This window comes from Streptomyces orinoci, assembly GCF_003121295.1.
Lineage (GTDB): Bacteria > Actinomycetota > Actinomycetes > Streptomycetales > Streptomycetaceae > Streptomyces > Streptomyces orinoci.
Genome location: NZ_PHNC01000029.1, coordinates 1,070,473 through 1,094,013, shown reverse-complemented (window position 1 = coordinate 1,094,013; position 23,541 = coordinate 1,070,473). Strand labels below are relative to the sequence as shown.

Sequence of the window (23,541 nt, the reverse complement as noted above, 5' to 3'; positions counted from 1 at the left end):
ACAGATGTCATGGCCGTCTCCGGACATAGCGCCCTGTCGCGGCCCGGCGGGTCTGCGGCAGGCTTCGACCATGAACGCGCACGTCATCACCCTCTACGCCGGTGCGGTCGCCGTGATCGGCCCGGGGATGCAGATCATCGCCGCCCGGACGACCGGGCGCCGCACCGCACCGCCCCAACTGCTGGCCGCGCTCTGGCGGCGGCCGGTGCCCTGGGCGGCCGCCGGGCTGCTGGCGGTAATGGTGGTGATGGCGCTGGTGCAGACCGCCGTGCCCGGGGTGATGGGCCACCTGGAGCGCACACCCGACGGACCCTGGTGGCGGGCGGTGACCGCCCTGCTGGTGCAGACCTCGGGCTGGACGCAGCTGACTTTCAACCTCGCGGCCCTGGTGGGCATCGCCCCGGCCGCCGAGCGACTGCTGGGCCCGGTACTGATGCCGGTGGTCTTCCTGCTGAGCGGCATCGCGGCGCATGCGGTGAGCATGGCGGGCTGGAGCGTGCACGGGGGCGGCGACTCGGTGGGACTCTGCGGCCTGGTCGGCGCGCTGGCCTGTGCGTATGCCCTCACGGGGGAGCGGGCTGGGCTGCGATGGACGGCACTGCTGGTGCCGGTGGCCGGTGCTCTGCTGTGCGTCCTGCGGAACAACCACGGCATCGGCCTCCTGGCCGGCTCCGTCCTGGGCGCGGCCCTGACCTTGGGCTCCGCGACCGTCCGCACACGCGCCCGGTGCGCCCCGTAAGGGGCGCGGGGAACCACGAGGTCAGGCACCCACGCCCCCAGCGCGGAGCACAACCACCCCCTCCGAAGTCAGCCCCGCATGGTCGTCGTCCCCCCGGACACGCCCCGCCCGCAGGGCGAAGCAAAAGCGCGGTCGCATGGTCAGCGTCAGTGTCGTCATGCGGCCGGCCTCGCCGCACCACCCTCACGCGCGATGACCCGAGGTCAGGGACGGATGCGGGGACGCCGGTCACGCACGACCTTCGTCGCCCCGCAGGTACGCTCCCGCGCGCGCCGCAGCCGCGGCGGCCTCGGCTGCCTGGTCCGCGGCGGCTTCGTCGAGGCGGTCGCTGCTGGTCAGCAGGCGGTAATAGAGGGGGGCGGAGACGGCGCGGATGACCTCGTGGACATCGGTGCCCTCGGGCACCTCGCCCCGGTCGATGGCTTGCTGGACGCAGGGTGCCCACTCCTTGACGCGGATGTCGTAGAAGCGGTGCAGGGCCTCGGCTGTCCTGGCCTCGCAGGTGGCGGCGGCGATCACTGCCTTGAACAGCGCTCCCTGCCGGGGGTCGGCCAGGGTCCGTTGCACGAGCCGGGCGTTGGCCTTGAGGTCACCGAGCAGCGAGCCGGTCTCGGTACGCGGTAGTGATTGCTCGGCCATGTCCAGCAGCAAATCGGCCACCAGGCTGGTCACCGTTCCCCAGCGGCGGTACACGGTGGTCTTGCCCACCTCGGCCCGGCGCGCGATGTCGGCGAGGTCCAGGTGGGCAAAGCCGTGCTCCGCCAAGGCGTCCCCAGCCGCTCGCAGCACCGACGCCCGCACCCGCGCCGTACGCCCTCCAGGACGAACGGTTCCCGGATCCGCACCCTCAGCACCCATAATGGGACTCCAGTTTCGTTAATCGCTCGGACCTGCTACGTTGGACTCCACATTAACGGAACTCCAAGCCCATTAGTCGGGTCGGGCTACGAGAGAGGAGCAGCCATGGAATACAGGCGGCTGGGGACATCCGGCCTCAAGGTCCCCGCACTGAGCTTCGGCGCCGGCACCTTCGGCGGCCAAGGACCGCTGTTCGGCGCCTGGGGCAACACGGATGCACAAGAAGCACGCCGTCTTGTGGACATCTGCCTCGACGCCGGGATCACCATGTTCGACACCGCGGACGTCTATTCCAGCGGGGCCTCCGAGGAGGTGCTGGGCGAAGCGATCAAAGGTCGCAGGGATCGCGTGATCGTGTCCACCAAGACCGGCCTGCCGATGGGTGACGGCCCAGGGGATGCGGGCTCCTCCCGCTCGCGCCTGATCACCGCATGCGAGGACGCCCTGCGCCGGCTCGGCACCGACTACATCGATCTGTTCCAGCTGCACGCCTTTGACGCCGGCACGCCGATCGAGGAAGTCCTGTCCACACTCGACGATCTCGTACGAGCAGGGAAGGTCCGCTACCTCGGCATCTCCAACTTCTCCGGTTGGCAGGCGATGAAGTCCCTCTCGATCGCGGAGAGATACGGTCATCCGCGCTATGTCGCACATCAGGTCTACTACTCCCTCATCGGCCGCGACTACGAATGGGAGCTGATGCCCCTCGGGCTCGATCAGGGCCTCGGAGCCCTCGTCTGGAGCCCGCTCGGCTGGGGACGGCTCACCGGCAAAGTCCGCCGTGGCCGGCCGCTGCCGGCCAACAGCCGGCTGCACCACACCGCGGACTACGGCCCGCCGGTTGAAGACGAACACCTCTACCGCGTCGTGGACGCCCTCGACGAGATCGCTCAGGAGACCGGCAAAAGCATTCCGCAGATCGCCATCAAATGGTTGTTGCAGCGACCGACCGTCTCCTCCGTCATCATCGGCGCCCGCGACGAGGAGCAGCTACGCCAGAACCTTGGTGCCATCGGCTGGACGCTCACGCCCGACCAGATGGGCAAACTCGATGCGGCGAGCGGCAAGACGGCGCCCTACCCGTACTTCCCTTACCAGCGCCAGGAAGGCTTCGCCCGCCTCAACCCACCAGTTCTCGCACCTCCGCCTGCTGCATGACATCGGCGCCCGTGTGGCACGCGACCGCTCGTTCCGGGGCCAGCCCCGCGTGGTCGTCGTCCTCCCGGACACGCCCCGCCCGCAGGGCGAAGCAAACGCATGGCCGCGTGATCAGCATCAATCTCGTCGTCATGCGGCCAGCCTCGCCGCACCGCCCACCCCCACACCTGAGCACTGCTACTCAGCTTCCGCCTGAGTAGGGCTAACCCCACCCCCAACCCGCCTGCTGTTCCCATGGGCGGGAGCTCGCCCCCTCCCTAGCGTTGAGCGCATGATCGGCAAACTCGCCCGGCGTTCGCTGCGCCACCGGATCGGCGCCTTCACCGCCACCTTCCTCGCCCTGGTGATCGGGGCCGTCATCGTGATGGCCTGCGGCGGACTGATGGAGACCGGCATCCGCTCCACCGTCCCGCCGCAGCGGCTCACCGGTGCGGACCTGGTGGTCGCCGGAGACCAGACCTACCGGATCCACCAGCCGGGCAAGAAGCACAGCAAGGAGGTATACCTCTCCGAGCGGGCCCAGCTGCCCGCCGAGTTGACCGACCGGATACGCGCCGTACCCGGCGTACGCACCGCCATAGCCGAGCGCACCCTCGATGTGTCCATGCCCGGCATCCACACCAACGCCCAGGCGCACGGCTGGAGTTCGGCCGCACTCACCCCGTACACCCTGACCGCCGGCCACGCCCCCGCCCGCCCCGGCGAGGTCGTGCTGGACCAGGCGCTCGCCCGGCGGGCGAAGGCGGCGGTCGGCGACCGGCTGCGGATCGCGGCGCACGGCGGCTCCGCCGGATACACCGTGAGCGGCATCGCGCGGGGGCGGGCGCCCCGCCCCACCCTGTTCTTCGGCGACGCCGAGGCCGTACGGCTGTCACCCCGCCCGGACACGGTGTCCGACATCGCCGTCCGGCTCGCGCCCGGCGCACACCGCAAGGATGTGGCCGCCGCGCTCAAGGGCGAGCGGGTATCCCTGCTCACCGGCGGCCGGCGGGGCCTGGCGGAGCAGCCGGACGCGCTCCAGGGCGGCGAGGATCTGATCGCGCTCGCCGGGGTCTTCGGCGGACTGGCCATCGCCGTGGCCATGTTCGTGGTGGCCGGAACCGTCGGCCTGGCCGCCCAGCAGCGGCGCCGTGAGCTGGCCCTGCTACGGGCCATCGGCGCGGCCCCCGGCCAGCTGCGCCGGATGCTGCTCGGCGAGTCGCTGGCGGTGATGGTGGCCGCCGCCGCGGTGGCCTGGCCGCTGGGGCCGGTGGTGGGCCGGTGGCTGTTCGAGCGGATGACGGAGCATGGCATGGTGGCGGACGCCATGGTGTACCGCCATGGCTGGATCCCCGCCCTGCCCGCCTATGGGGCGCTGCTGCTGACCACTGTCGCCGGCACCCTGCTCGGCACCGGGCGCGCGGTGAACGCCAGGCCGGTGGAGGCGCTGGGCGAAGTGGCCGTACCACAGCGGTGGTTGACGCCGCTGCGGCTGGTGCTGGGGCTGCTGTTCCTGGCCGGCACCGTGGCCCTTGGACTGGTCACCGCGCTGGTGCTGCGCGGACCGGTCGCGGCGAGCACGGCGGGTCCCACGGTGATGTGCTGCGCCATTGGACTGGCGCTGCTGGGGCCCTGGTTCGTGAAGCTGGTGACCATGCTGCTGTACTGGCCGGTCCGGCTGTTCACCGGGGCGGCGGGACGGCTGGCGGCGGTCAACTGCCGGGTGAGCGCGGTGAAGACGGCGGCGGTGGCCACACCGCTGATGCTGGCCAGCGCCATCGCCACCGGGATGCTCTACCTCCAGACCGGGGTGCAGAGCGCCACCGACCGGGCGGCCGAGGAGAACCTGCGGGCCGACGCGGTCCTCACCTCGGCGGCCGGCGGGCTGGACCCGGCACTGGTGGACGATGTGCGGCGGCTGCCCGGGGTGGGCGCTGCCGGGGCGTCGGTGAGCAGCCGGGTGTACACCGAGCGTCCGCACGACGGCGAGGAGACCAAGCGGGGTCTGGCCATCGAGGGGGTCGATGGGACGGCCGCCGAACGGACCCTGGCCATCCGCCCGGTGGCGGGCAGCCTGCGGGACCTGCGGGGCGCCACCCTTGCCCTGCCGGAGCGGATGGCACACCGCATGGGGCGCGGGCTGGGCGACACGGTGCGGCTGCGGCTGGGCGACGGTGCGGTGACGGACGTACGGATCGTCGCCCTCTTCCCGGCGCGGGAGGGGTACGAGTCGGCGCTGACCAGCGTGGAACTGCTGGCTCCGCACACCACCGAGGGGCTGCCCGGCCGGATCCTCATCCGGGCCGCGGACGGGTTCCCCCGGGACCGGCTGATGACCGAACTCGGCGAACTGGCCGCCCGGCACCCGGGGGTACGGGCCGGGGACCGGGACGCGGTACTGGACCGGCAGGCGCGGGATTCGCGCACCCAGGCGTGGGTGAACTACCTGATCGTCGGGATGCTGGTGGCGTACACCGCGCTGTCGGTGGTCAACTCCACGGCCGTTGCCGTCGGCAACCGGCGCCGTGACTTCGCCCTCCAGCGGCTGACGGGGGCGACGCGGGGGCAGGTGCTGCGGATGATGACGGTGGAGGGGCTGCTGGTGGCGGTGGTCGGCCTCACCCTGGGTACGGTGGCGGCGGCCACGACGCTGCTGCCCTTCGGGGTGGCGGTGGGGGCCGGCTGCCGGCCTTCGGGGCCGGGTTCCATCTATGGCGTGGTGGTGGGGGCTGCGGTCGCCTTGACCCTGACGGCCACCCTGGTGCCGACCTGGCTGGCTCTCCGGGGCCGCCCGGTCCACGCGGCGGCCGCCGCGTAGCCCTGCCCCCTCGCCGGGTGCGCCCTTCCAGGGGCGCGGGGCGCTATCCGATTTGCGGCTCCGCCGCGCGGGCGCGATCAGCCCCGCACGGTCTGCGGCCGAGCGGCAACGGTCGTCGGCAGCCGCCCTGCCCTTGCCGGGTGCGCCCTGCCCAGGGGTGCGGGGAACTGCGCGACCAGCCACACACGGCCCGCGGCCGGACTGCAACGGCAGATGCCGTTTCGTCGCCGGGTGCGGCCCGGTGGGGGTGGCTGTCGGGGGAGGGGGCCCCGGACCCGCCCTTTCACCGTTTCTCCGGGGGCTGCCGCCCCCAGGGAGCCCCCCGCTTGGTGGGCGGGTGCGGGCCGTGGAGGGCTGGTCGCGCAGTTCCCCGCGCCCCTTAGGGGCCCGCGCCCCTGAACGGGGCGGGCTCTGCGGAGAGGGGGCCGGGGCGCATGGGATCCTGGAAGGAACCCCATTAAGCGAGGAGCCCAATGGCAGCCAACCTGGTCAATCTGGAAGCCGTCGAAAAGGTGTACGGAACCCGCGCACTCCTCGACGGCGTCTCCCTCGGCGTCAACGAGGGCGACCGGATCGGCGTGGTCGGCCGCAACGGTGACGGCAAGACCACGCTCATCCGCCTGCTCGCCAAGCTGGAGGAGGCGGACAAGGGGCGGGTGACCCACGCCGGACACCTGCGGCTGGGCGTGCTCACCCAGCACGACTCCCTGGACCCCGAGGCCACCATCCGGCACGAGGTGATCGGCGACCTCGCCGACCACGAGTGGGCGGGCAGCGCCAAGATCCGCGATGTGCTGACCGGACTGTTCGGCGGGCTGGACCTGCCGGGGTTCCCGGACGGGCTGGACACCGTGATCGGCCCCCTCTCCGGCGGTGAGCGCCGCCGCATCGCGCTCGCCAAGCTGCTGATCGCCGAACAGGACCTGATCGTCCTGGACGAGCCCACCAACCACCTGGACGTGGAGGGCATCTCCTGGCTGGCCGCCCACCTGCGCGCCCGCCGCTCCGCGCTGGTGTGCGTCACCCACGACCGCTGGTTCCTGGACCAGGTCTGCACCCGGATGTGGGACGTCCAGCGCGGCACCGTCCATGAGTACGAGGGCGGCTACAGCGACTATGTCTTCGCCCGCGCCGAGCGCGAACGGATCGCCGCCACCGAGGAGGCCAAGCGGCAGAACCTGATGCGCAAGGAGCTGGCCTGGCTGCGGCGCGGCGCCCCGGCCCGTACCAGTAAGCCCCGGTTCCGCATCGAGGCCGCCAATGAGCTGATCGCGGACGTACCGCCGCCCCGGGACAGCGCCGAGCTGATGCGGTTCGCCAACGCCCGGCTGGGCAAGACGGTCTTCGACCTGGAGAACGTCACCGTGCAGGCCGGGCCCAAGGTGCTGATCGAGCACCTGACCTGGCAGCTGGGTCCGGGCGACCGGATCGGCCTGGTGGGCGTCAACGGCGCGGGCAAGACCTCGCTGCTGCGCACCCTCGCCGAGGCGGCCCGCAGCCAGGGCGAGAAGCAGCCGGCCAAGGGCAAGGTGGTGGTCGGCAAGACGGTGCGGCTGGCCTACCTCTCCCAGGAGGTCGCCGAACTCGACCCCGCGCTGCGGGTGTTGGAGGCCGTCCAGCAGGTGCGCGACCGGGTGGACCTCGGCAAGGGCCGGGAGATGACGGCGGGCCAGCTGTGCGAGAAGTTCGGCTTCACCAAGGAGAAGCAGTGGACACCGGTCGGCGACCTCTCCGGCGGTGAGCGGCGGCGGCTGCAACTGCTGCGGCTGCTGATGGACGAGCCCAATGTGCTGTTCCTGGACGAGCCCACCAACGACCTGGACATCGAGACGCTGACCCAGCTGGAGGACCTGCTGGACGGCTGGCCGGGCTCAATGGTCGTCATCAGCCACGACCGTTACTTTGTGGAGCGCACCACCGACCGGGTCTTCGCGCTGCTGGGCGACCGCTTCCTGCGGATGCTGCCGCGCGGGCTGGACGAGTACCTTGAGCGGCGGCAGGCGGTCCTGGACGCCGCGGCACCCTCCGCTCCGGCTGCCCCCGCGGTCAAGGCCAAGCCCTCCGGCGACTCCCGGGCCGCCAAGAAGGAGTTGCAGAAGATCGAGCGCCGGCTGGACAAGATCAGCGAGCAGGAGGCCAAGCTCCACGAGAAGATCGCCGAGCAGGCCACCGACTTCGAGGCGGTCGCCAAGTTGGACGCCGAGCTGCGTGAACTGGCCGCCGAACGCGAGGAGCTGGAGCTGCGGTGGCTGGAACTCGCCGATGAGGTGTGACCCGTTGAACGCGGGATGAGTGCCGCGGTGACTACCGCCGCGTAAGGCACTGGGGTCACAACAGTCTCGTTACAGGGCGGTATCGGCGGGTGATCCCGCCCGATACCGCCCCCTGTGTTGTCGGCGCCGGGTGATACAAAGAATTCCCGCTCGCCTGCCGCTCACTGGCGGGATTTCAACCCGAATCGCTCCTTCTCGGTGGTCATTTCGGACACCGGGATCGCGGGGGAGGCCGATCGGGCTCTGGGACCCGCATATCAAGAGGAAAACCGATGTCACAGCCGCCCAAGCCACCTCAGCCGCCGCAAGGGGTACCTCCGGAGCAGCCGGCCGGCGGTTTCGGCGCTCCACAGGACGTTCCGCCCGCGCCCCCGGCCCAGCCGCCGGCCCAGGCCCCGGCCCCGGGCGGCTTCGGCGCCGCACCGGCCATGCCGCCGCAGCCGCCGGGCCAGCCCGGGCAGCCGGGTCAGCCGGGACAGCCGGTGCCGAACCAGTCCGTACCCGGCGCGCCCACCCCCGGCGCCCCCGCCTACGGCTACCCGCAGATGCCGCCCGCCCCGCCCGCCGCCCCGGCGGCCGGTGGTTATGGCTACCCGGGGCCGGGTCAACCGCCCCAGTTCGGCGGCCCCTTCGCGCCGCAGGCGCCGTACCCGGCAGCCCCGGCAGCCCCGGCCGTGCCGTCCCAAGGCGGGTCCAAGCAGCGCCTGGTGGTCATCATCAGCGCCGTGATCGCCGTCCTGCTGGTGGCCGGCGGCGGCGTCTGGTTCTTCACCAAGGACGGTGGCAAGTCGGAGAGTTCCGCCGGAAGCAGCGGCGGCAGCGGCGGCGGCGGTGGCTCCACCGACAAGCCGGCGCCCCGGCCCCAGTCGGCCGACGGCAAGCTGGTGTTCGGCGTGGAGCAGCCCAAGGTGCCCGACAGCCGTGACGCCCCCGGGATGTGGATCACCGATCAGGTCTTCGCCAAGACCGATCTGTTCAAGGTGGTCGGCTATGGCGTAACCGGCGGCCAGAAGTGGGAGATCCCGCTGGACGGCGAGATCTGCTCGGCCTCGCGCCATGTCACCGACGACGGCAAGACCGCGATCCTGGTCCAGGACAAGAAGCCCACCAACGAGAAGTTCTCCGGCGGACGTTGCAACGAGGTCGTGGCCATCGACCTCAACAACGGAAAGAAGCTGTGGCAGAAGCAGTCCCAGCAGGGTGACCAGACGATCACCTTCGACCAGGTGACCGTGGGCGCCAATATCGTCGCCGCGGGCGGCATCGCCGGTGGTTCCGCCTGGTCGATGGACGGCAAGGAGCTGTGGAAGCCCAAGCCGCAGGACGACTGCCATGACGACGGCTACGGCGGCGGCAGCAAGCTGGTCGCGGTGCGCCGCTGCGGTGACTATGAGCACCCGCAGATGTCGGTGCAGACCCTCAAGCCCGATGGCGCGGTGGCCTCCAGCTTCAAGCTGCCCAATGGCATCAGCGACGCCTATGTGGCCTCCGTCGATCCGCTGGTGATCGGGGTCAACGCCAACGACCACACCGGTTCCGGGGTTTCCGACTTCATGGTCGTGGACGACAGCGCCAAGGACGGCAAGCTGCGCAGCAAGATCTCCACCGAGAACGGCAAGTACGTTCCCCGGTGCCGGGACGGTGTGGACGGCTGCCGCAAGGTGGTGGTCAGCAAGGACACCCTCTATCTGCCCACCAACGACCACCAGACCGGCAAGGCCGGGGACGTCGGGCAGACCAATGAGGTCGTGGGCTTCGACCTGTCCAACGGCCAGGCCAAGGGCAAGGCGGACGGCCGGCTGAGCTCCTCCATGTCGCCGGTCACGGTGGACAAGGACGGCGGCGTCATCGCCTACCAGACCTCCAGCTGGCGCTATGGCGGCCAGGTGGTGCGCATCGACCCCAAGACCTTCAAGGTGGATGTGCTGCTGAAGAACCCCAAGGACTCCTATGACACGGAGAACCAGATCCTGCCCGACTACGACTGGGTGATCTGGACGCAGAACCGGCTCTACCTGGGCCGCACCTTCATCCATCAGCCCGACCAGTTCGCCAAGGGCAAGGAGTACCTGGCCGAGGTCTGGGGAGCTAACTGATCCTGATCATTTGAGGAGTGCTCCGGCCAAATCCCTGTTCATCGTGCGTACATGCCTGAACGATCCGTTTCAGACGCGAAGTACACATGAATGGCAGGGATTTCGGCATTCCGGGGGACTTCTCACCAGTAGGGGGCGCGGAACGTCGAACAAGCGTGTAGCTTCCGGGGGCAAGAGTGGCGACCAGTTGTGGGGGCACCTCCCGGCGTTCGGCCGGGGGGAGTTACGCGCGGGCGACAGGGGGCAGTGCATGGGCGTGCGGCTCATGGTGGTCGATGACCACCGTCTGCTGGCCGAGGCCCTGGCCTCGGCGCTGAAGCTGCGCGGGCACCGGGTGCTGGCCGCGGCGGCGCCGAGCGCGGGAGCCGCCGACCTGGTGGTGAGCCGGGCGCCGGAGGTGTGTCTGCTGGGCACCGCCGCCCCGGCCGAGCCCGGGGCCTTCGACCCGGTGGTGCGGATCAAACGGGAGCGCCCCCAGGTGGCGGTGGTGGTGCTGGGCCCGGTGCCCAGCCCGCTGGGCATCGCGGCCGCCTTCGCCGCCGGGGCCTCCGGCTATGTGCGGCACAATGAGCGGATCGAGGGTGTGGAACGGGCCATGATGAAGGCCCGTGCCGGGGAGGCCGCGGTCGAACCCCAGCTGCTCCAGGGCGCGTTCACCGAGCTGCTCAACCCGGCCGCGCAGCCGGACGACGAGGGCGCCCGGCTGCTTCAGCTGCTCACCCCGCGCGAGGTGGAGGTGCTGGTGCGGGTGGCCGAGGGCGAGGACACCCGGCTGATCGCCGCCGGGATGGGCATAGCGCCCAGCACCGCCCGTACCCATGTGCAGCGGGTGCTGATGAAGCTGGGCGTGGGCTCCAGGCTGGAGGCGGCGGCGCTGGCCGCGCGTACCGGGCTGCTGGACCGGGCGGCCGGCGGCGGCCCGGTCACTCCCGCTCCGCGGGGGACGGCGGGACGGCCGGGCGGAGCCTGAGCCAGAGCAGAAAGCCCAGCCCCAGGGCGAGCATGCCCAGGCCCGCCCAGAGGTTGATATTGATGCCCTGGGCCTTGTCCAGATCCCGGTCGGAGGCGGCGATTCCGGCACCGGTGATCATCAGTCCATAGAGGGTGAACAGTCCGCCGATGACCAGGCGTACATCGAACAGCCGGGTGCCGGCGGGGGGTTGCGGCCGGTTCATCAGGCACCTTTCAAGTGGTCAGAGGGAGAAGGGGACATAGCACAGGGCGGCCAGCAGCACCGCGCCCCAGCCCAGCAGGGCGGGCCTGCGGTACCAGGCGTCGTCCCCGGCCTCGGGTGGCGGCTGCATCCCGGGCGAGCTGGTGCCATAGACCAGGCCGACCAGCGAGGCGGCGGGCTTGGGCCGGGTGAAGAGGGTGACGGTCACCATCACCAGCCCGCCCACCACAAAGGCCACGATGGCGGAGACAAAGTTGGCGCCCTGGTCGGAGGGGATGTCCAGGACGCCCTGCCGGTAGAGGCCGAAGTAGTTGACCATGGCGGCCACGGTGCCGGAGAGCAGTCCCCAGAATCCGGCCGCGGCCGTGGCGCGCCGCCAGAACATCCCGATGATGAAGACGCAGAACAGTGGGACGTTGAAGAAGGAGAACAGGGTCTGGAGGTAGTTCATGATGTTGGAGAAGGAGGAGGCGATAAAGGCGGTGCCCATCCCGGCCAGCACCCCGGCGGCGGTCACCCAGCGCCCGGTGCTGAGGTAGTAGGCGTCCGGGCGGCCGCGCCGGACATAGGCGGCCCAGATGTCATTGGTGAACACGGTGTTGAAGGACGAGACATTGGCCGCCATACCGGCCATAAAGGCGGCCAGCAGTCCGGTCACCGCCAGCCCCAGCACCCCATTGGGCAGCAGGTCGCGCATCAGCACCGGAATGGCGTCGTTGTAGCTCAGTCCGCTGCCCGTACGGCCCAGGGCCGGCTCCATCACCAGGGCGATCAGCCCGGGGAGCACCACCACCATGGGGATGAGCATCTTGGGGAAGGCGGCGATCAGCGGGGTGCGGCGGGCCGCGCTGAGGTTCTTGGCCGACAACGCCCGTTGTACCTCGGCGAAGTTGGTGGTCCAGTAGCCGAAGCTGAGGACAAAGCCCAGGCCCAGGACGATGGTCAGCCAGTTGGCGCCCAGGGAGTTGGGGTGTCCTATGCCGGTACCGCCCCAGGCGCTGAGGAAGTCATCGCCATGGCGGGCGGAGAGCGAGTGGCGCAGTCCGCCCCAACCGCCCACTCTTTTCAGGCCGATGACGGTCATGGGTATCAGCGCGGCCAGGATGACAAAGAACTGGAGCACCTCGTTGTAGATGGCCGAGGACAGGCCGCCGAGGGTGATGTAGGCGAGCACGAAGAACGCGGCCACCACGATGGCCACCCACTGCGGCCAGCCCAGCAGGGCCTGCAACACGATGGCCATGGCATAGAGGTTGACGCCCGCGATCAGCACCGAGGCCACCGCGAAGATCACCGAGGAGAGCAGATGGGAGGCCGGGCCGAAGCGGTGCAGCAGGAACTCCGGTACCGAGCGCACCTTGGAGCCGTAGTAGAAGGGCATCATCACCAGGCCCAGGAAGACCATGGCGGGTATCGCGCCGATCCAGTACCAGTGCACCGTATAGGCCCCGTACTGGGCCCCGTTGGCGGCCATGCCCAGGATCTCGGTGGCACCCAGATTGGCGGCGACAAAGGCGAGTCCGGTGACCCAGGCGGGCAGTGACCGGCCGGAGAGGAAGAAGTCCAGGCTGGTGCGCACCGAGCGGCGGACGGCGAAGCCGATGCCCAGGACGACCAGGAAGTAGACGATCAGGATGGCGTAATCGAGTGCGTTGACGGGCAGCCGGAGCCCTTGCGCCAGTTGCTCCTCGGCCAGTTGGGGCACGAAAGGTCACCTCGCTCACTGTTGACCGGGCTGTTGACTCATGATTCCTTGTGTTCGGTTCTGTGTGAAGGTGTGGGTGAGGAGACGTCAGAATTGCGCAAGACGGCGACCCGCCTCGCGGACGGCCGCGAGCTGATCTACTACGACCGCGCGGACGCCCCGGCCAGGGACGCCGTGGACCGGCGGCCGCTGCCGCCCGTCACCACCGTGGGCGAACTGCGCCGGGACCGGCTGCTGGGGGACACCGTCGCCATCGCCGCGCACCGGCAGGAGCGGACCTACCATCCGCCCAGCGACGCCTGCCCGTTGTGCCCGTCCAGGGAGGGCAGACCCACCGAGATCCCGGCCGGGGACTATCAGGTGGCCGTGTTCGAGAACCGGTTTCCCGCGCTGGCGGGGGAGGCCGGCCGGTGCGAGGTGGTCTGCTTCACCGCCGACCACCAGGGCTCCTTCGCCGCGCTGGATGACCAGCGGGCGCGGCTGGTGCTGGACGCCTGGACCGACCGCACCCGGGAGCTGTCCCGAATGCCGGGCGTTGAGCAGGTGTTCTGCTTTGAGAACCGGGGCGCGGAGATAGGCGTCACCCTGGCCCATCCCCATGGCCAGATCTATGCCTACCCCTTTGTCACCCCGCGCACCGAGCGCATGCTCCACTCGCTGGAGGAACACCGCCAACGCACCGGCGGGGCCAACCTGTTCGACGAGCTGGTGGCGGCGGAGGAGGCGGACGGCAGCCGGGTGGTGCTCGCCGGTGAACACTGGCTGGCCTTTGTGCCCTATGCCGCCCGCTGGCCGTATGAGGTGCACCTCTATCCGCGGCGCCGGGTGCCCGATCTGCCCGCGCTGGATGAGGCGGCGCGGGCGGAGCTGCCGGGGGTGCACCGGGAACTGGCCCGGCGCTTCGACCGGATCTTCGGCCCGGATATGCCGCCCACGCCCTATATCTCCGCCTGGCACCAGGCGCCCGTCCACCACCCCCGGCGCCGGGAATTCGCCCTGCACCTGGAGTTCTTCACCATTCGCCGGACTCCCGGCAAACTCAAGTTCCTCGCCGGTTCCGAATCCGGTATGAACGTTTTCGTCAACGATGTGCCGCCCGAGGCTGCGGCCCGGAGACTGCGAGAGGTTGCGAGCGGATGAAGGCTGGCAAGTGTCTGGTGACCGGCGGCGCGGGCTATATCGGCAGTGTGGTCACCGACCGGCTGCTGGCGGCCGGGCACCGGGTGACCGTGCTGGACGATCTCTCCACCGGGCACCGGGACGCGGTGCCCGAGGGCGCGCACTTTGTCGAGGGGCGGGTGCAGGAGGTGGCGCGCTGGCTGGACGGCTCCTTTGACGCGGTGCTGCACTTCGCGGCCTCCTCCCAGGTGGGGGAGTCGGTGGCCCGTCCGGAGAAGTACTGGCGCAACAACGTCGGCGGTTCCCTGGAACTGCTGGACGCCATGCGCGGCGCGGGGGTGCGCACCCTGGTGTTCTCCTCCACCGCCGCCACCTATGGCGAACCCGCCGTGGTGCCCATCACCGAGGACGCGCCCACCGCGCCCACCAACCCCTATGGCGCCGGGAAGCTGGCCGTGGACCAGATGATCGGCGCCGAGTGCGCCGCCCACGGTCTGGGCGCGGTCTCGCTGCGCTACTTCAATGTGGCGGGGGCGTACGGGCGTTATGGCGAGCGGCATGCGCCGGAGACCCATCTGATTCCGCTGGTGCTGCAAGTGGCGCTGGGGGAGCGCGAGGCGATCGCGGTGAACGGCGCCGACTATCCCACCCCGGACGGCACCTGTGTCCGCGACTATCTGCATGTGGCCGACCTGGCCGAGGCCCACCTGCTGGCGCTTGAGGCGGCCCGGCCCGGGGAGCACCTGGTCTGCAACCTGGGCAATGGCAATGGCTTTTCGGTCCGTGAGGTGATCGAGACCGCGCGCAAGGTCACCGGCCATCCCATTCCGGAGACAGCCGCCGCGCGGCGGCCGGGTGATCCGGCGGTGCTGGTGGCCTCCGCCGAGCGGGCCCGGCGGCTGCTCGGCTGGCAGCCCGCCCGCGGCGACCTCGCCGGAATCATCGCCGACGCCTGGGAGTTCGCCCGTGACCGCCGCCGGCGCTGAACGGCGGGCCGCCGCCGGGTTCCGGGCGGTGTACGGCGGCGCCCCGGACGGGATCTGGGCGGCGCCGGGCCGGGTCAATCTGATCGGCGAACACACCGACTACAACGAGGGCCTGGTGCTGCCGCTGGCGCTTGAGCAGCGCACCCTGGTGGCCGCCGCGGCGCGGCGGGACGGCCTGCTGCGGCTGTACTCGGCCCGGCTGGGCGGCGAGGTGATCTCGCTGCGGGTGGCGGAGCTGGCGCCGGGGGCGGTGAAGGGCTGGGCGGCCTATCCGGCGGGCGTGTGCTGGGCGTTGCGTGAGGCGGGGGTGACGGCGGCGGCCGGCGGGGCCGATGTCTTTGTGGAGAGCGAGGTGCCGCTGGGGGCCGGGCTGTCCTCCTCCGCCGCGCTGGAGGTGGCCACCGCGCTGGCACTGGGCGGATCACCGCTTTCCGGCCCGGAGTTGGCGCTGCTGGCGCAGCGGGCGGAGAACGAGTTCGTGGGGGTGCCCTGTGGGGTGATGGACCAGATGGCCGCCGCCTGCTGTACCGCCGGGCATGCCCTGCTGCTGGACACCCGCGATCTCGGGATGCGCCAGGTGCCCCTGGAACTCGCGGGGTTGCGGTTGCTGGTGGTGGACACCGGGGTACGGCATGCCCTGGCCGATGGCGCCTATGCCGAGCGGCGCGCGGGGTGCGCCAAGGCGGCGCGGGCACTGGGAGTGCGCGCCCTGCGGGATATCACTCCGGCGCAACTGCCCGCTGCGCTGGGCGCGTTGACTCCCGGTCTGCGACCACTGGTACGGCATGTGGTCACCGAGAACCAGCGGGTGGCGGAGACGGCCGCGCTGCTGGAGGCGGGAGAGGTACGGGAGGCGGGCCCGCTGCTGACCGCCGGGCACCACTCGCTGCGGGACGACTTCGCCGTCTCCTGCCCGGAGTTGGACCTGGTGGTGGCCACGGCCGGGGCGGCCGGGGCCCTGGGTGCGCGGATGACGGGCGGGGGCTTCGGGGGCTCGGCGGTGGTGCTGGTGGCGGAGGCCCGCGCGGCGGCGGTGGGACGGGCGGTGGACGAGGCGTTCCGGAACGCCGGGTATGGGGCGCCACGGGTGTTCACCGTGGGAGCGGGGAGCGGCGCGGGGCGGGTGGGTTGAGCCACGCTCCCCCAGTTTCGCGATTCGCCTTCCCTCGTCCGACCCCCGCCGTACGCTGTGCACAGCGCCGGTGGGGGCCGACGCTTATCAGGGGGCGAGACAGGCAGGTACGACGCCCGGGGTGGGGAGTTGTCCGGCACACGGCGGCGGCCGTGCGCGTGACGGTCCCATACCGGGCGCCGTACCCGCACTGGTCCGCCTCAACGGATTGGGGGGTGGTTGTGGCACGTATTCGGGTACTGGTGGTCGACGACCACCGCATCTTCGCCGAGTCGCTGGCCGCCGCCCTCGCGGCGGAGCAGGACGTGGATGTCTCGGCGGCCGGCAGCGGACCGGCGGCACTGCGCGCGCTGGAGCGCGCCGCGGCGGAGGGGCGTCGCTTTGACGTCCTGCTGATCGACGCCGATCTGGGCGCCGGGGTCGCCGAACTGGCCCGGGTGCCCGAGCAGCGCCGGGCCCCCGGGCCGGGCGTACCGGCCGGCGGCGAAGGCGTGGTGGACGGCATCTCGCTGGTGGCCGGGGTGCGTTCGGGGCATCCCGGGGTGCGCACGGTGGTGCTCGCCGAGCGGGACGATCCACGCCGGGCGGCCGCCGCGCTCCAGGCGGGCGCGGGCGGCTGGGTGGCCAAGGACTGTTCGCTGTCCCGGCTGCTGGCCGTGATACGGGGCGTGCTGCGGGATGAGACCCATCTGCCGCCGGCCCTGCTCACCGGCGTTCTGCGGGAGTTGACCGCCGCGCGCAAACACCGCACCGAGAGCGAGCGCCTGGTGGAGTCGCTCACCCCGCGCGAACGCGAGGTGCTGCGCTGCATGGTGGCCGGCCTGGGCCGCAAGGCGGTGGCCGAGCGGCTCTATCTCTCCCCGCACACGGTCCGCACCCATATGCAGAATGTGCTGGGCAAGCTGGGGGTGCACTCCACCCTGGCGGCGGTGGCACTGGCCCGGCGGGCCGGGGTGGGCCCGGTGGACCTAGCCGGGGAGGTTGTCGAACGGGGCGGTCAACTGGCGTAGCAGCCCGGCCAGTTCATGGCGCTGACCGGTGGAGAGCTCGGCGAGGATGGCGTGTTCCTGGTCGAGCAGTCCGGCGAGCGCCTGGTCCGCGCGGTCCCGGCCCTCGTCGGTGAGGCGCACCAGCACCCCGCGCCGGTCATTGGGGTCGGGCTCCCGCTCCACCAGGCCCTTCTTGGCGAGCCGGTCGATGCGGTTGGTCATGGTGCCGGAGGTGACCAGAGTCTGGGTCAACAGCTGCCCGGGAGAGAGCTGATAGGGCTGCCCGGCCCGGCGCAGGGCGGTGAGCACGTCGAACTCCCAGGGCTCCAGCTCATGCTCGGCGAAGGCCAGCCGGCGGGCCCGGTCCAGATGGCGGGCGAGCCTGCTGACCCGGCTGAGCACCTCAAGCGGTTCCACGTCGAGGTCAGGGCGCTCTCGGCGCCAAGCCGCGACCAGCCGATCGACCTCGTCCTCCATGGCAACAGTGTAGAGGGTCTGTCGATATGAAGTCTCTTGACGTCAAGAGACCTTGGGTTCATTCTGGCCGGGGCGCCCCCCCGGGGCGCATCCGACGGTCCTCGCCATGACCACCCTCAAGGAGGCCCGGCCATGTCCGCTTCCCCCACCTGGGACCCCCGGCAGTATCTGCGCCACGCGGGCCCCCGCACCCGCCCCTTCCGCGACCTGCTCGCCCGCATCCCCGAACTGCCCGCCCACGGCCGCCCGGCCCGCATCGCCGACCTGGGCTGCGGCGCCGGCAACCTCACCGCCATCCTGGCCGAACGCTGGCCCGATGCCCATATCACCGGCCTGGACAACTCCGCCGAGATGCTGCACAGCGCGGCATCCTTCGCCGGACCCACCCCCGGCGGCGGGCATATCGACTTCGCCCCGGCGGACGCCGCCGACTGGGTGCCGGCCGAGCCCTTCGACCTGATCGTCTCCAACGCACTGCTCCAGTGGGTGCCGGGCCACACCGGCTCCTTCCCCGCCTGGACGGGGGCCCTGACCCCCGGCGGCGTCTTCGCCTTCCAGGTGCCCGGCAACCACAACGCGCCCTCCCACGCCCTGCTGCGCGAGCTCTGTGACTCACCGCGCTGGCGCGACCGCCTCGCCGGAGTACTGCGCGGCCCCGCCCATGTCGGCGAGCCCGCCGACTACCTCACCCGCCTGATGGACCTCGGCCTGAGCGCGGACGTCTGGGAAACCACCTACCTCCACCTGCTGACCGGCGAGGACCCGGTGCTGGAGTGGGTCAAGGGCACCGGACTGCGCCCCGTCCTCACCGCCCTGGCCGAGGACCCGGCGGCCACCGGGGAATTCCTCACCGCCTACCGCGACCTGCTGCGCCGCGCCTACCCGCCGGGGCCGCACGGCACCCTCTTCCCCTTCCGCCGGATCTTCGCCGTCGCCCGCAAGGAGGACTGAGATGATCACCGCCCTGGACCATGTGCAGCTCGCCGCACCGCCCGGCAGCGAGGACGCCCTGCGCGCCTATTACGTGGACGCCCTGGGCCTGACCGAGATCCCCAAGCCGCCCGCCCTGGCGGCCCGTGGCGGCTGCTGGTTCGCCGCCGGCCCGGTCCAGCTCCACCTGGGCATCGAGGAGGACTTCCGCCCGGCCCGCAAGGCCCACCCCGGCCTGAGAGTGACCGGGATAACCGCCTTCGCCGAGCGGCTGGCCGCCCATGGCGCCCCGGTCACCTGGGACGACAACCTCCCCGGCCACCGACGCTTCTTCTCCGCGGACCCGGTGGGCAACCGGCTGGAGTTCCTGGAGCCGGCCGCGCACTGACCGGCGGTCAGCTCTTGCGGTGGCCCACCAGCCGGGGCCGGGGCTCCAGGCCGTCCAGACCATGCCAGGCCAGATTGACCAGATGGGCGGCCACCTCGGCCTTCTTGGGCTTGCGGACATCCAGCCACCACTGCCCGGTGAGGGCCACCATGCCGACCAGGGCCTGGGCATAGAGCGGGGCCAGCTTGGGGTCGAAGCCCCGGGCCTTGAACTCCAGGCCCAGAATGTCCTCGACCTGGGTGGCGATATCGCTGATCAGCGAGGCGAAGGTGCCGGTGGACTGGGCCACCGGGGAGTCACGGACCAGAATCCGGAAGCCGTCGGTGAAGGTCTCGATGTAATCGAGCAGGGCGAACGCGGCCTGCTCCAGCAGCTCCCGGGGATGGCCCGCGGTCAGCGCACCGGTGACCATGGTGAGCAGCTGGCGCATCTCCCGGTCCACCACCACCGCATACAAGCCCTCCTTGCCGCCGAAGTGCTCATAGACCACCGGCTTGGAGACACCGGCCTTGGCCGCGATCTCCTCCACCGAGGTGCCCTCGAAGCCCCGTTCGGCGAACAGGGTGCGACCGACGTCCAGCAGCTGCTCCCGGCGCTCGGCGCCGGTCATGCGCACCCGGCGGGTGCGTCTGCCCCCGGAAGCGGGGGTCAGGTCCTTGTTACCGGTGGTTTTGCCGTCGATCGCCACCCGTCAATCATGCCCCCATCGCAACGCGCTTCTTTTCGCCCTGGTCCCCGGCCACCGTCCGGCGCCGGGCCTCGATCCGCTCCGAGCCCGGCCAGCGCACGTCATACGCCCAGCCCGCCCGCTCGAACCAGCGGATCAGCCGGGCGCTGGAGTCCAGCTGCCCGCGCAGCACCCCGTGCCGCGCCGAGGTGGGGTCGGCATGGTGCAGGTTGTGCCAGGACTCACCACAGGAGAGCACCGCCAGCCACCACACATTGCCCGAACGGTCCCGGGACTTGAACGGACGCTTGCCCACCGCGTGACAGATGGAGTTGATCGACCAGGTGACATGGTGCAGCAGCGCCACCCGCACCAGCGAACCCCAGAAGAAGGCGGTCAGCGCGCCCTGCCAGGACCAGGTGGCCAGACCGCCCACCAGCGGCGGAATCAGCAGCGAGACGGTGGTCCACAGCACGAACTGGCGGGAGATGTTCCGGATCACCGGGTCCTTGACCAGATCCGGGGCGTACTTCTGCTGCGGCGTCTGCTCCTCATCGAACATCCAGCCGACATGCGCCCACCACAGGCCCTTCAGCAGCGCCGGAACGGTCTCCCCATAACGCCAGGGAGAGTGCGGGTCGCCCTCCGCGTCGGAGAACTTGTGATGCCTGCGGTGATCCGCCACCCAGCGCACCAGCGGCCCCTCCACCGCCAGCGAGCCCATCACCGCCAGGGCGATCCGCAGCGGCCGCTTGGCCTTGAAGGAGCCATGGGTGAAGTAACGGTGGAAGCCGATGGTGATGCCGTGGCAGCCGATGTAATACATCGCCACCAGCAGCCCCAGATCGAGCCAGCTCACCCCCCAGCCCCAGGCCAGCGGCACCGCGGCCAGCAACGCAAGAAACGGAACGATGATGAACAGCAGCAGCGTGATCTGCTCGATCGAACGCTTGCTGTCGCCACCCAGCGTGGCGGAAGGGAGCGCGGCCGGTCGGGCCGACACAGCGTCTTCGATCACGTCGGGGCTTGCAGTCATGGAATCCCTCGTGGGGGTCGGGAGCATTGGGTACGGTCCCTACGGTTCCGTAACCTACGGCAACGTAAGTATGGCAGGGCCCCGGCGGTCGGCAAGAGGGCTGCCGAGCGCCCGCGCGTCCCGGAGCGACCTATGCTGGGGGCGTCGGACAGCGCGGTCCGTCACCCCTCCAGATGCACGGAAACACCGCAAGGAGCCGCACCTGTGAGCAGTGCCGACCACTCCGCCGCCGAAAGCCCCGAGGCACAGCGCAGCGCCGCCCTGCGCGCCGACATCCGTCGGCTCGGCGATCTGCTCGGCGAAACCCTGGTCCGCCAGGAGGGCGAAGAACTGCTGGACCTGGTCGAACGGGTCCGCGCGCTGACCCGGACGGACGGCGAGGCCGCCGCCGAACTGCTCGGCGCCACCGACCCGCAGACCGCCGCCAAGCTGGTCCGGGCCTTCTCCACCTACTTCCACCTGGCCAACATCACCGAGCAGGTGCACCGCGCCCGCGAACTGGGCGCCCGGCGCGAGGGCGAGGGCTCCCTCCTCGCCCGCACCGCCGACCAGCTGAAGGAAGCCGACCCCGAACACCTCCGGCAGACCGTCCAACACCTCGGCGTACGGCCGGTGTTCACCGCACACCCCACCGAGGCCGCCCGCCGCAGCGTCCTCAACAAGCTGCTGCGCATCGCCGAACTCCTGGACAAGCCGGTCACCGGCGAGGCCGACCGGCGCCGCACCGACCTCCGCCTGGCCGAGAACATCGACCTGCTCTGGCAGACCGACGAACTGCGCGTCGCCCGCCCCGAACCCACCGACGAGGCCCGCAACGCCATCTACTACCTGGACGAACTGCACACCGGCGCCGCCGCCGACGTCCTGGAGGACCTGGCCGCCGAGCTGGACCGCATCGGCGTCCCACTGCCCTCCGACACCCGCCCGCTGACCTTCGGCACCTGGATCGGCGGCGACCGCGACGGCAACCCCAATGTCACCCCCCAGGTCACCTGGGACGTACTGATCCTCCAGCACGAGCACGGCATCACCGACGCCCTGGAACTGGTGGACAAGCTGCGGGTGGCCCTGTCCAACTCCATCCGCAACAGCGGCGCCACCGAGGAGCTCCTCACTTCGCTGCAGAGCGACCTGGAGCGGCTCCCCGAGATCAGCCCCCGCTACAAGCGGCTCAACGCCGAGGAGCCCTACCGGCTCAAGGCCACCTGCATCCGCCAGAAGCTGCTCAACACCCGCGAACGGCTCGCCCGCGACACCCCCCACCAGGAAGGCCGGGACTACCTGGGCACCGGCGAACTCCTCGCCGACCTCCAGCTCATCCAGGACTCCCTGCGCACCCACCGCGGCGCCCTGATCGCCGGCGGCCGGGTGGAACGGGCCCTGCGCACCCTGGCCGCCTTCGGCCTCCACCTGGCCACCATGGACGTCCGCGAGCACGCCGAGGCCCACCACCACGCGCTGGGCCAGCTCTTCGACCGGCTCGGCGAGGAGTCCTGGCGGTACGCCGACATGCCGCGCGACTACCGGCGCAAGCTGCTGGCCAAGGAACTGCGCTCACGCCGGCCGCTGGCCCCCAGCCCGGCCCCCCTGGACGAGGCCGGCGCCAAGACCCTGGGCGTCTTCCACACCATCCGCCAGGCCCTGGAGCGGTTCGGACCCGCCGTGGTGGAGTCCTACATCATCTCCATGTGCCAGGGTGCCGACGATGTCTTCGCGGCGGCCGTACTGGCCCGCGAGGCCGGACTGGTCGATCTGCACGCCGGCTGGGCCAGGATCGGCATCGTCCCGCTGCTGGAGACCACGGACGAACTGCGCGAAGCCGACCGCATCCTGGACGAGATGCTCGCCGACCCCTCCTACCGGCGGCTGGTGGCCCTGCGCGGCGACGTCCAGGAAGTAATGCTCGGCTACTCCGACTCCTCCAAGTTCGGCGGCATCACCACCTCCCAGTGGGAGATCCACCGCGCCCAGCGGCGGCTGCGCGACGTCGCCCACCGCTACGGCGTACGGCTGCGGCTCTTCCACGGCCGCGGCGGCACCGTCGGCCGCGGCGGCGGCCCCACCCACGACGCCATCCTCGCCCAGCCCTGGGGCACGCTGGACGGCGAGATCAAGGTCACCGAGCAGGGCGAGGTCATCTCCGACAAGTACCTCATCCCGGCCCTGGCCCGGGAGAACCTGGAACTCACCGTCGCCGCCACCCTCCAGGCCTCCGCCCTGCACACCGCACCCCGGCAGAGCGACGAGGCGCTGGCGCGCTGGGACGCGGCAATGGACACCGTCTCCGAGGCGGCGCACTCCGCGTACCGCGCGCTGGTCGAAGACCCCGACCTGCCGGCGTACTTCTTCGCCTCCACCCCCGTGGACCAGCTGGCCGAACTCCACCTGGGCTCCCGCCCCTCCCGCCGCCCCGACTCCGGGGCGGGCCTGGACGGACTGCGGGCCATCCCCTGGGTGTTCGGCTGGACCCAGTCCCGGCAGATCGTCCCCGGCTGGTACGGCGTCGGCTCCGGCCTCAAGGCCGCGCGGGACGCGGGCCTGGAAACGGTGCTGGACGAAATGCACCAGCGCTGGCACTTCTTCCGCAACTTCCTCTCCAATGTGGAGATGACGCTGGCCAAGACGGACCTGCGCATCGCCCGGCACTATGTGGACACGCTGGTGCCGGGCGAGTTGCGGCACGTCTTCGAAACGATCGTGGCCGAGCACGAGTTGACCGTACGGGAAGTGCTGCGCATCACCGGAGAGCGCGAACTCCTCGCCTCCAGCCCGGTGTTGGCCCAGACCTTCCGGATCCGCGACGCGTACCTGGACCCGATCTCCTACCTCCAGGTCACGCTGCTGCGGCGGCAGCGCGAGGCGATCGCCGCCGGCCGGACACCGGATCCGGTCGTCAACCGCGCGCTGCTCCTCACGGTCAACGGCGTCGCGGCGGGCCTCCGCAACACGGGCTGACCCTTTCGCCACCGGGTGCGCCCCCTCGGGGGCGCGGGGCGTTACTCGATTTGCGGCTCCGC

19 protein-coding genes are annotated in these 23,541 nt (G+C 71.1%); 13 read left to right on the top strand and 6 right to left on the bottom strand.

The features are described from left to right. Positions 1-70 precede the first annotated feature (70 nt). A complete protein-coding gene (locus tag CV755_RS19705) occupies positions 71-739 on the top strand; it encodes a rhomboid family intramembrane serine protease (protein ID WP_109281510.1) in 669 nt (222 codons plus the stop codon). Positions 740-967: 228 nt separating this feature from the next. Here CV755_RS19705 and CV755_RS19700 read toward each other — a convergent pair whose 3' ends face one another. Then, positions 968-1,597: a TetR/AcrR family transcriptional regulator gene (locus tag CV755_RS19700; protein WP_109281509.1), complete on the bottom strand. Its 630-nt coding sequence runs from the start codon at positions 1,595-1,597 to the stop codon at positions 968-970. A 105-nt stretch (positions 1,598-1,702) separates the two neighbouring features. Between CV755_RS19700 and CV755_RS19695 the strand changes: the two genes are divergently transcribed. From CV755_RS19695 to CV755_RS19675, 5 genes are all read left to right on the top strand, one after another. Further along, entirely contained in the window at positions 1,703-2,755 is a 1,053-nt protein-coding gene (locus CV755_RS19695) for an aldo/keto reductase (protein WP_109281508.1), read from the top strand. A gap of 271 nt (positions 2,756-3,026) precedes the next feature. Next, positions 3,027-5,552, top strand: a complete 2,526-nt coding sequence (locus tag CV755_RS19690) for an FtsX-like permease family protein (protein ID WP_241561301.1) — start codon at positions 3,027-3,029, stop codon at positions 5,550-5,552. Between the two features lie 473 nt (positions 5,553-6,025). Then, positions 6,026-7,825 (top strand): ABC-F family ATP-binding cassette domain-containing protein, encoded by a 1,800-nt coding sequence (locus CV755_RS19685; protein ID WP_109281507.1) that lies wholly within the window; start codon positions 6,026-6,028, stop codon positions 7,823-7,825. A gap of 272 nt (positions 7,826-8,097) precedes the next feature. Further along, positions 8,098-9,921, top strand: a complete 1,824-nt coding sequence (locus tag CV755_RS19680) for an outer membrane protein assembly factor BamB family protein (protein ID WP_153068709.1) — start codon at positions 8,098-8,100, stop codon at positions 9,919-9,921. Positions 9,922-10,171: 250 nt separating this feature from the next. Continuing rightward, positions 10,172-10,891: a response regulator transcription factor gene (locus CV755_RS19675; protein ID WP_109281505.1), complete on the top strand. Its 720-nt coding sequence runs from the start codon at positions 10,172-10,174 to the stop codon at positions 10,889-10,891. On the opposite strand, the gene CV755_RS19670 is transcribed toward CV755_RS19675, so the two are convergent. Together CV755_RS19670 and CV755_RS19665 are read right to left on the bottom strand one after the other, a co-directional pair. Continuing rightward, the gene (locus tag CV755_RS19670) at positions 10,845-11,096 is read right to left on the bottom strand and encodes a hypothetical protein (protein WP_109281504.1); all 252 of its coding nucleotides are present in this window, start codon (positions 11,094-11,096) and stop codon (positions 10,845-10,847) included. The genes CV755_RS19675 and CV755_RS19670 overlap by 47 nt on opposite strands. Before the next feature lie 18 nt (positions 11,097-11,114). Then, on the bottom strand, positions 11,115-12,800 hold the full coding sequence (locus CV755_RS19665; RefSeq protein WP_241561299.1) for a sodium:solute symporter family protein: 1,686 nt from the start codon (positions 12,798-12,800) through the stop codon (positions 11,115-11,117). A 93-nt stretch (positions 12,801-12,893) separates the two neighbouring features. Here CV755_RS19665 and galT point away from each other — a divergent pair, with 93 nt between their 5' ends. From galT to CV755_RS19645, 4 genes are all read left to right on the top strand, one after another. Next, positions 12,894-13,940 carry a galactose-1-phosphate uridylyltransferase gene (gene galT / locus CV755_RS19660; RefSeq protein WP_109281503.1) on the top strand — a complete coding sequence of 349 codons (1,047 nt, stop codon included), beginning with the start codon at positions 12,894-12,896 and terminating at the stop codon, positions 13,938-13,940. Next, positions 13,937-14,905: a UDP-glucose 4-epimerase GalE gene (gene galE, locus CV755_RS19655; RefSeq protein WP_109281502.1), complete on the top strand. Its 969-nt coding sequence runs from the start codon at positions 13,937-13,939 to the stop codon at positions 14,903-14,905. Before galT ends, galE begins: the two co-directional genes overlap by 4 nt. Further along, positions 14,886-16,037 (top strand): galactokinase, encoded by a 1,152-nt coding sequence (gene galK, locus CV755_RS19650; protein WP_109281501.1) that lies wholly within the window; start codon positions 14,886-14,888, stop codon positions 16,035-16,037. The genes galE and galK overlap by 20 nt, the downstream gene beginning before the upstream one ends. Before the next feature lie 221 nt (positions 16,038-16,258). Further along, on the top strand, positions 16,259-17,047 hold the full coding sequence (locus tag CV755_RS19645; protein WP_109281984.1) for a response regulator transcription factor: 789 nt from the start codon (positions 16,259-16,261) through the stop codon (positions 17,045-17,047). Here CV755_RS19645 and CV755_RS19640 read toward each other — a convergent pair. After that, on the bottom strand, positions 17,006-17,503 hold the full coding sequence (locus CV755_RS19640) for a MarR family winged helix-turn-helix transcriptional regulator (protein WP_109281500.1): 498 nt from the start codon (positions 17,501-17,503) through the stop codon (positions 17,006-17,008). The two genes, CV755_RS19645 and CV755_RS19640, sit on opposite strands and share 42 nt — an antisense overlap. 132 nt (positions 17,504-17,635) lie before the next feature. Between CV755_RS19640 and CV755_RS19635 the strand changes: the two genes are divergently transcribed. Both CV755_RS19635 and CV755_RS19630 read left to right on the top strand, forming a co-directional pair. Continuing rightward, positions 17,636-18,454 (top strand): trans-aconitate 2-methyltransferase, encoded by an 819-nt coding sequence (locus tag CV755_RS19635; protein ID WP_109281499.1) that lies wholly within the window; start codon positions 17,636-17,638, stop codon positions 18,452-18,454. A 1-nt stretch (position 18,455) separates the two neighbouring features. After that, positions 18,456-18,821, top strand: a complete 366-nt coding sequence (locus CV755_RS19630) for a VOC family protein (protein ID WP_109281498.1) — start codon at positions 18,456-18,458, stop codon at positions 18,819-18,821. 7 nt (positions 18,822-18,828) lie between these two features. Here the strand turns inward: CV755_RS19630 and CV755_RS19625 are convergent, their stop codons facing one another. Further along, positions 18,829-19,509 carry a TetR/AcrR family transcriptional regulator gene (locus CV755_RS19625; protein WP_109281497.1) on the bottom strand — a complete coding sequence of 227 codons (681 nt, stop codon included), beginning with the start codon at positions 19,507-19,509 and terminating at the stop codon, positions 18,829-18,831. A 7-nt stretch (positions 19,510-19,516) separates the two neighbouring features. Then, the gene (locus CV755_RS19620; protein WP_193553431.1) at positions 19,517-20,524 is read right to left on the bottom strand and encodes an acyl-CoA desaturase; all 1,008 of its coding nucleotides are present in this window, start codon (positions 20,522-20,524) and stop codon (positions 19,517-19,519) included. A 204-nt stretch (positions 20,525-20,728) separates the two neighbouring features. On the opposite strand from CV755_RS19620, the gene ppc reads away from it, so the two are divergent. After that, the gene (gene ppc, locus CV755_RS19615) at positions 20,729-23,479 is read left to right on the top strand and encodes a phosphoenolpyruvate carboxylase (RefSeq protein WP_193553430.1); all 2,751 of its coding nucleotides are present in this window, start codon (positions 20,729-20,731) and stop codon (positions 23,477-23,479) included. Positions 23,480-23,541: the final 62 nt, after the last annotated feature.

Excerpts from the sequence above, each read along its gene's own strand:
- CV755_RS19705 (WP_109281510.1), top strand. The coding sequence starts at position 71 with ATGAACGCGCACGTCATCACCCTCTACGCCGGTGCGGTCGCCGTGATC.
- CV755_RS19700 (WP_109281509.1), bottom strand. The coding sequence starts at position 1,597 with ATGGGTGCTGAGGGTGCGGATCCGGGAACCGTTCGTCCTGGAGGGCGT.
- CV755_RS19695 (WP_109281508.1), top strand. The coding sequence starts at position 1,703 with ATGGAATACAGGCGGCTGGGGACATCCGGCCTCAAGGTCCCCGCACTG.
- CV755_RS19690 (WP_241561301.1), top strand. The coding sequence starts at position 3,027 with ATGATCGGCAAACTCGCCCGGCGTTCGCTGCGCCACCGGATCGGCGCC.
- CV755_RS19685 (WP_109281507.1), top strand. The coding sequence starts at position 6,026 with ATGGCAGCCAACCTGGTCAATCTGGAAGCCGTCGAAAAGGTGTACGGA.
- CV755_RS19680 (WP_153068709.1), top strand. The coding sequence starts at position 8,098 with ATGTCACAGCCGCCCAAGCCACCTCAGCCGCCGCAAGGGGTACCTCCG.
- CV755_RS19675 (WP_109281505.1), top strand. The coding sequence starts at position 10,172 with ATGGGCGTGCGGCTCATGGTGGTCGATGACCACCGTCTGCTGGCCGAG.
- CV755_RS19670 (WP_109281504.1), bottom strand. The coding sequence starts at position 11,096 with ATGAACCGGCCGCAACCCCCCGCCGGCACCCGGCTGTTCGATGTACGC.
- galE (WP_109281502.1), top strand. The coding sequence starts at position 13,937 with ATGAAGGCTGGCAAGTGTCTGGTGACCGGCGGCGCGGGCTATATCGGC.
- CV755_RS19640 (WP_109281500.1), bottom strand. The coding sequence starts at position 17,503 with ATGGAGGACGAGGTCGATCGGCTGGTCGCGGCTTGGCGCCGAGAGCGC.
- CV755_RS19635 (WP_109281499.1), top strand. The coding sequence starts at position 17,636 with ATGTCCGCTTCCCCCACCTGGGACCCCCGGCAGTATCTGCGCCACGCG.
- CV755_RS19630 (WP_109281498.1), top strand. The coding sequence starts at position 18,456 with ATGATCACCGCCCTGGACCATGTGCAGCTCGCCGCACCGCCCGGCAGC.
- CV755_RS19620 (WP_193553431.1), bottom strand. The coding sequence starts at position 20,524 with ATGACTGCAAGCCCCGACGTGATCGAAGACGCTGTGTCGGCCCGACCG.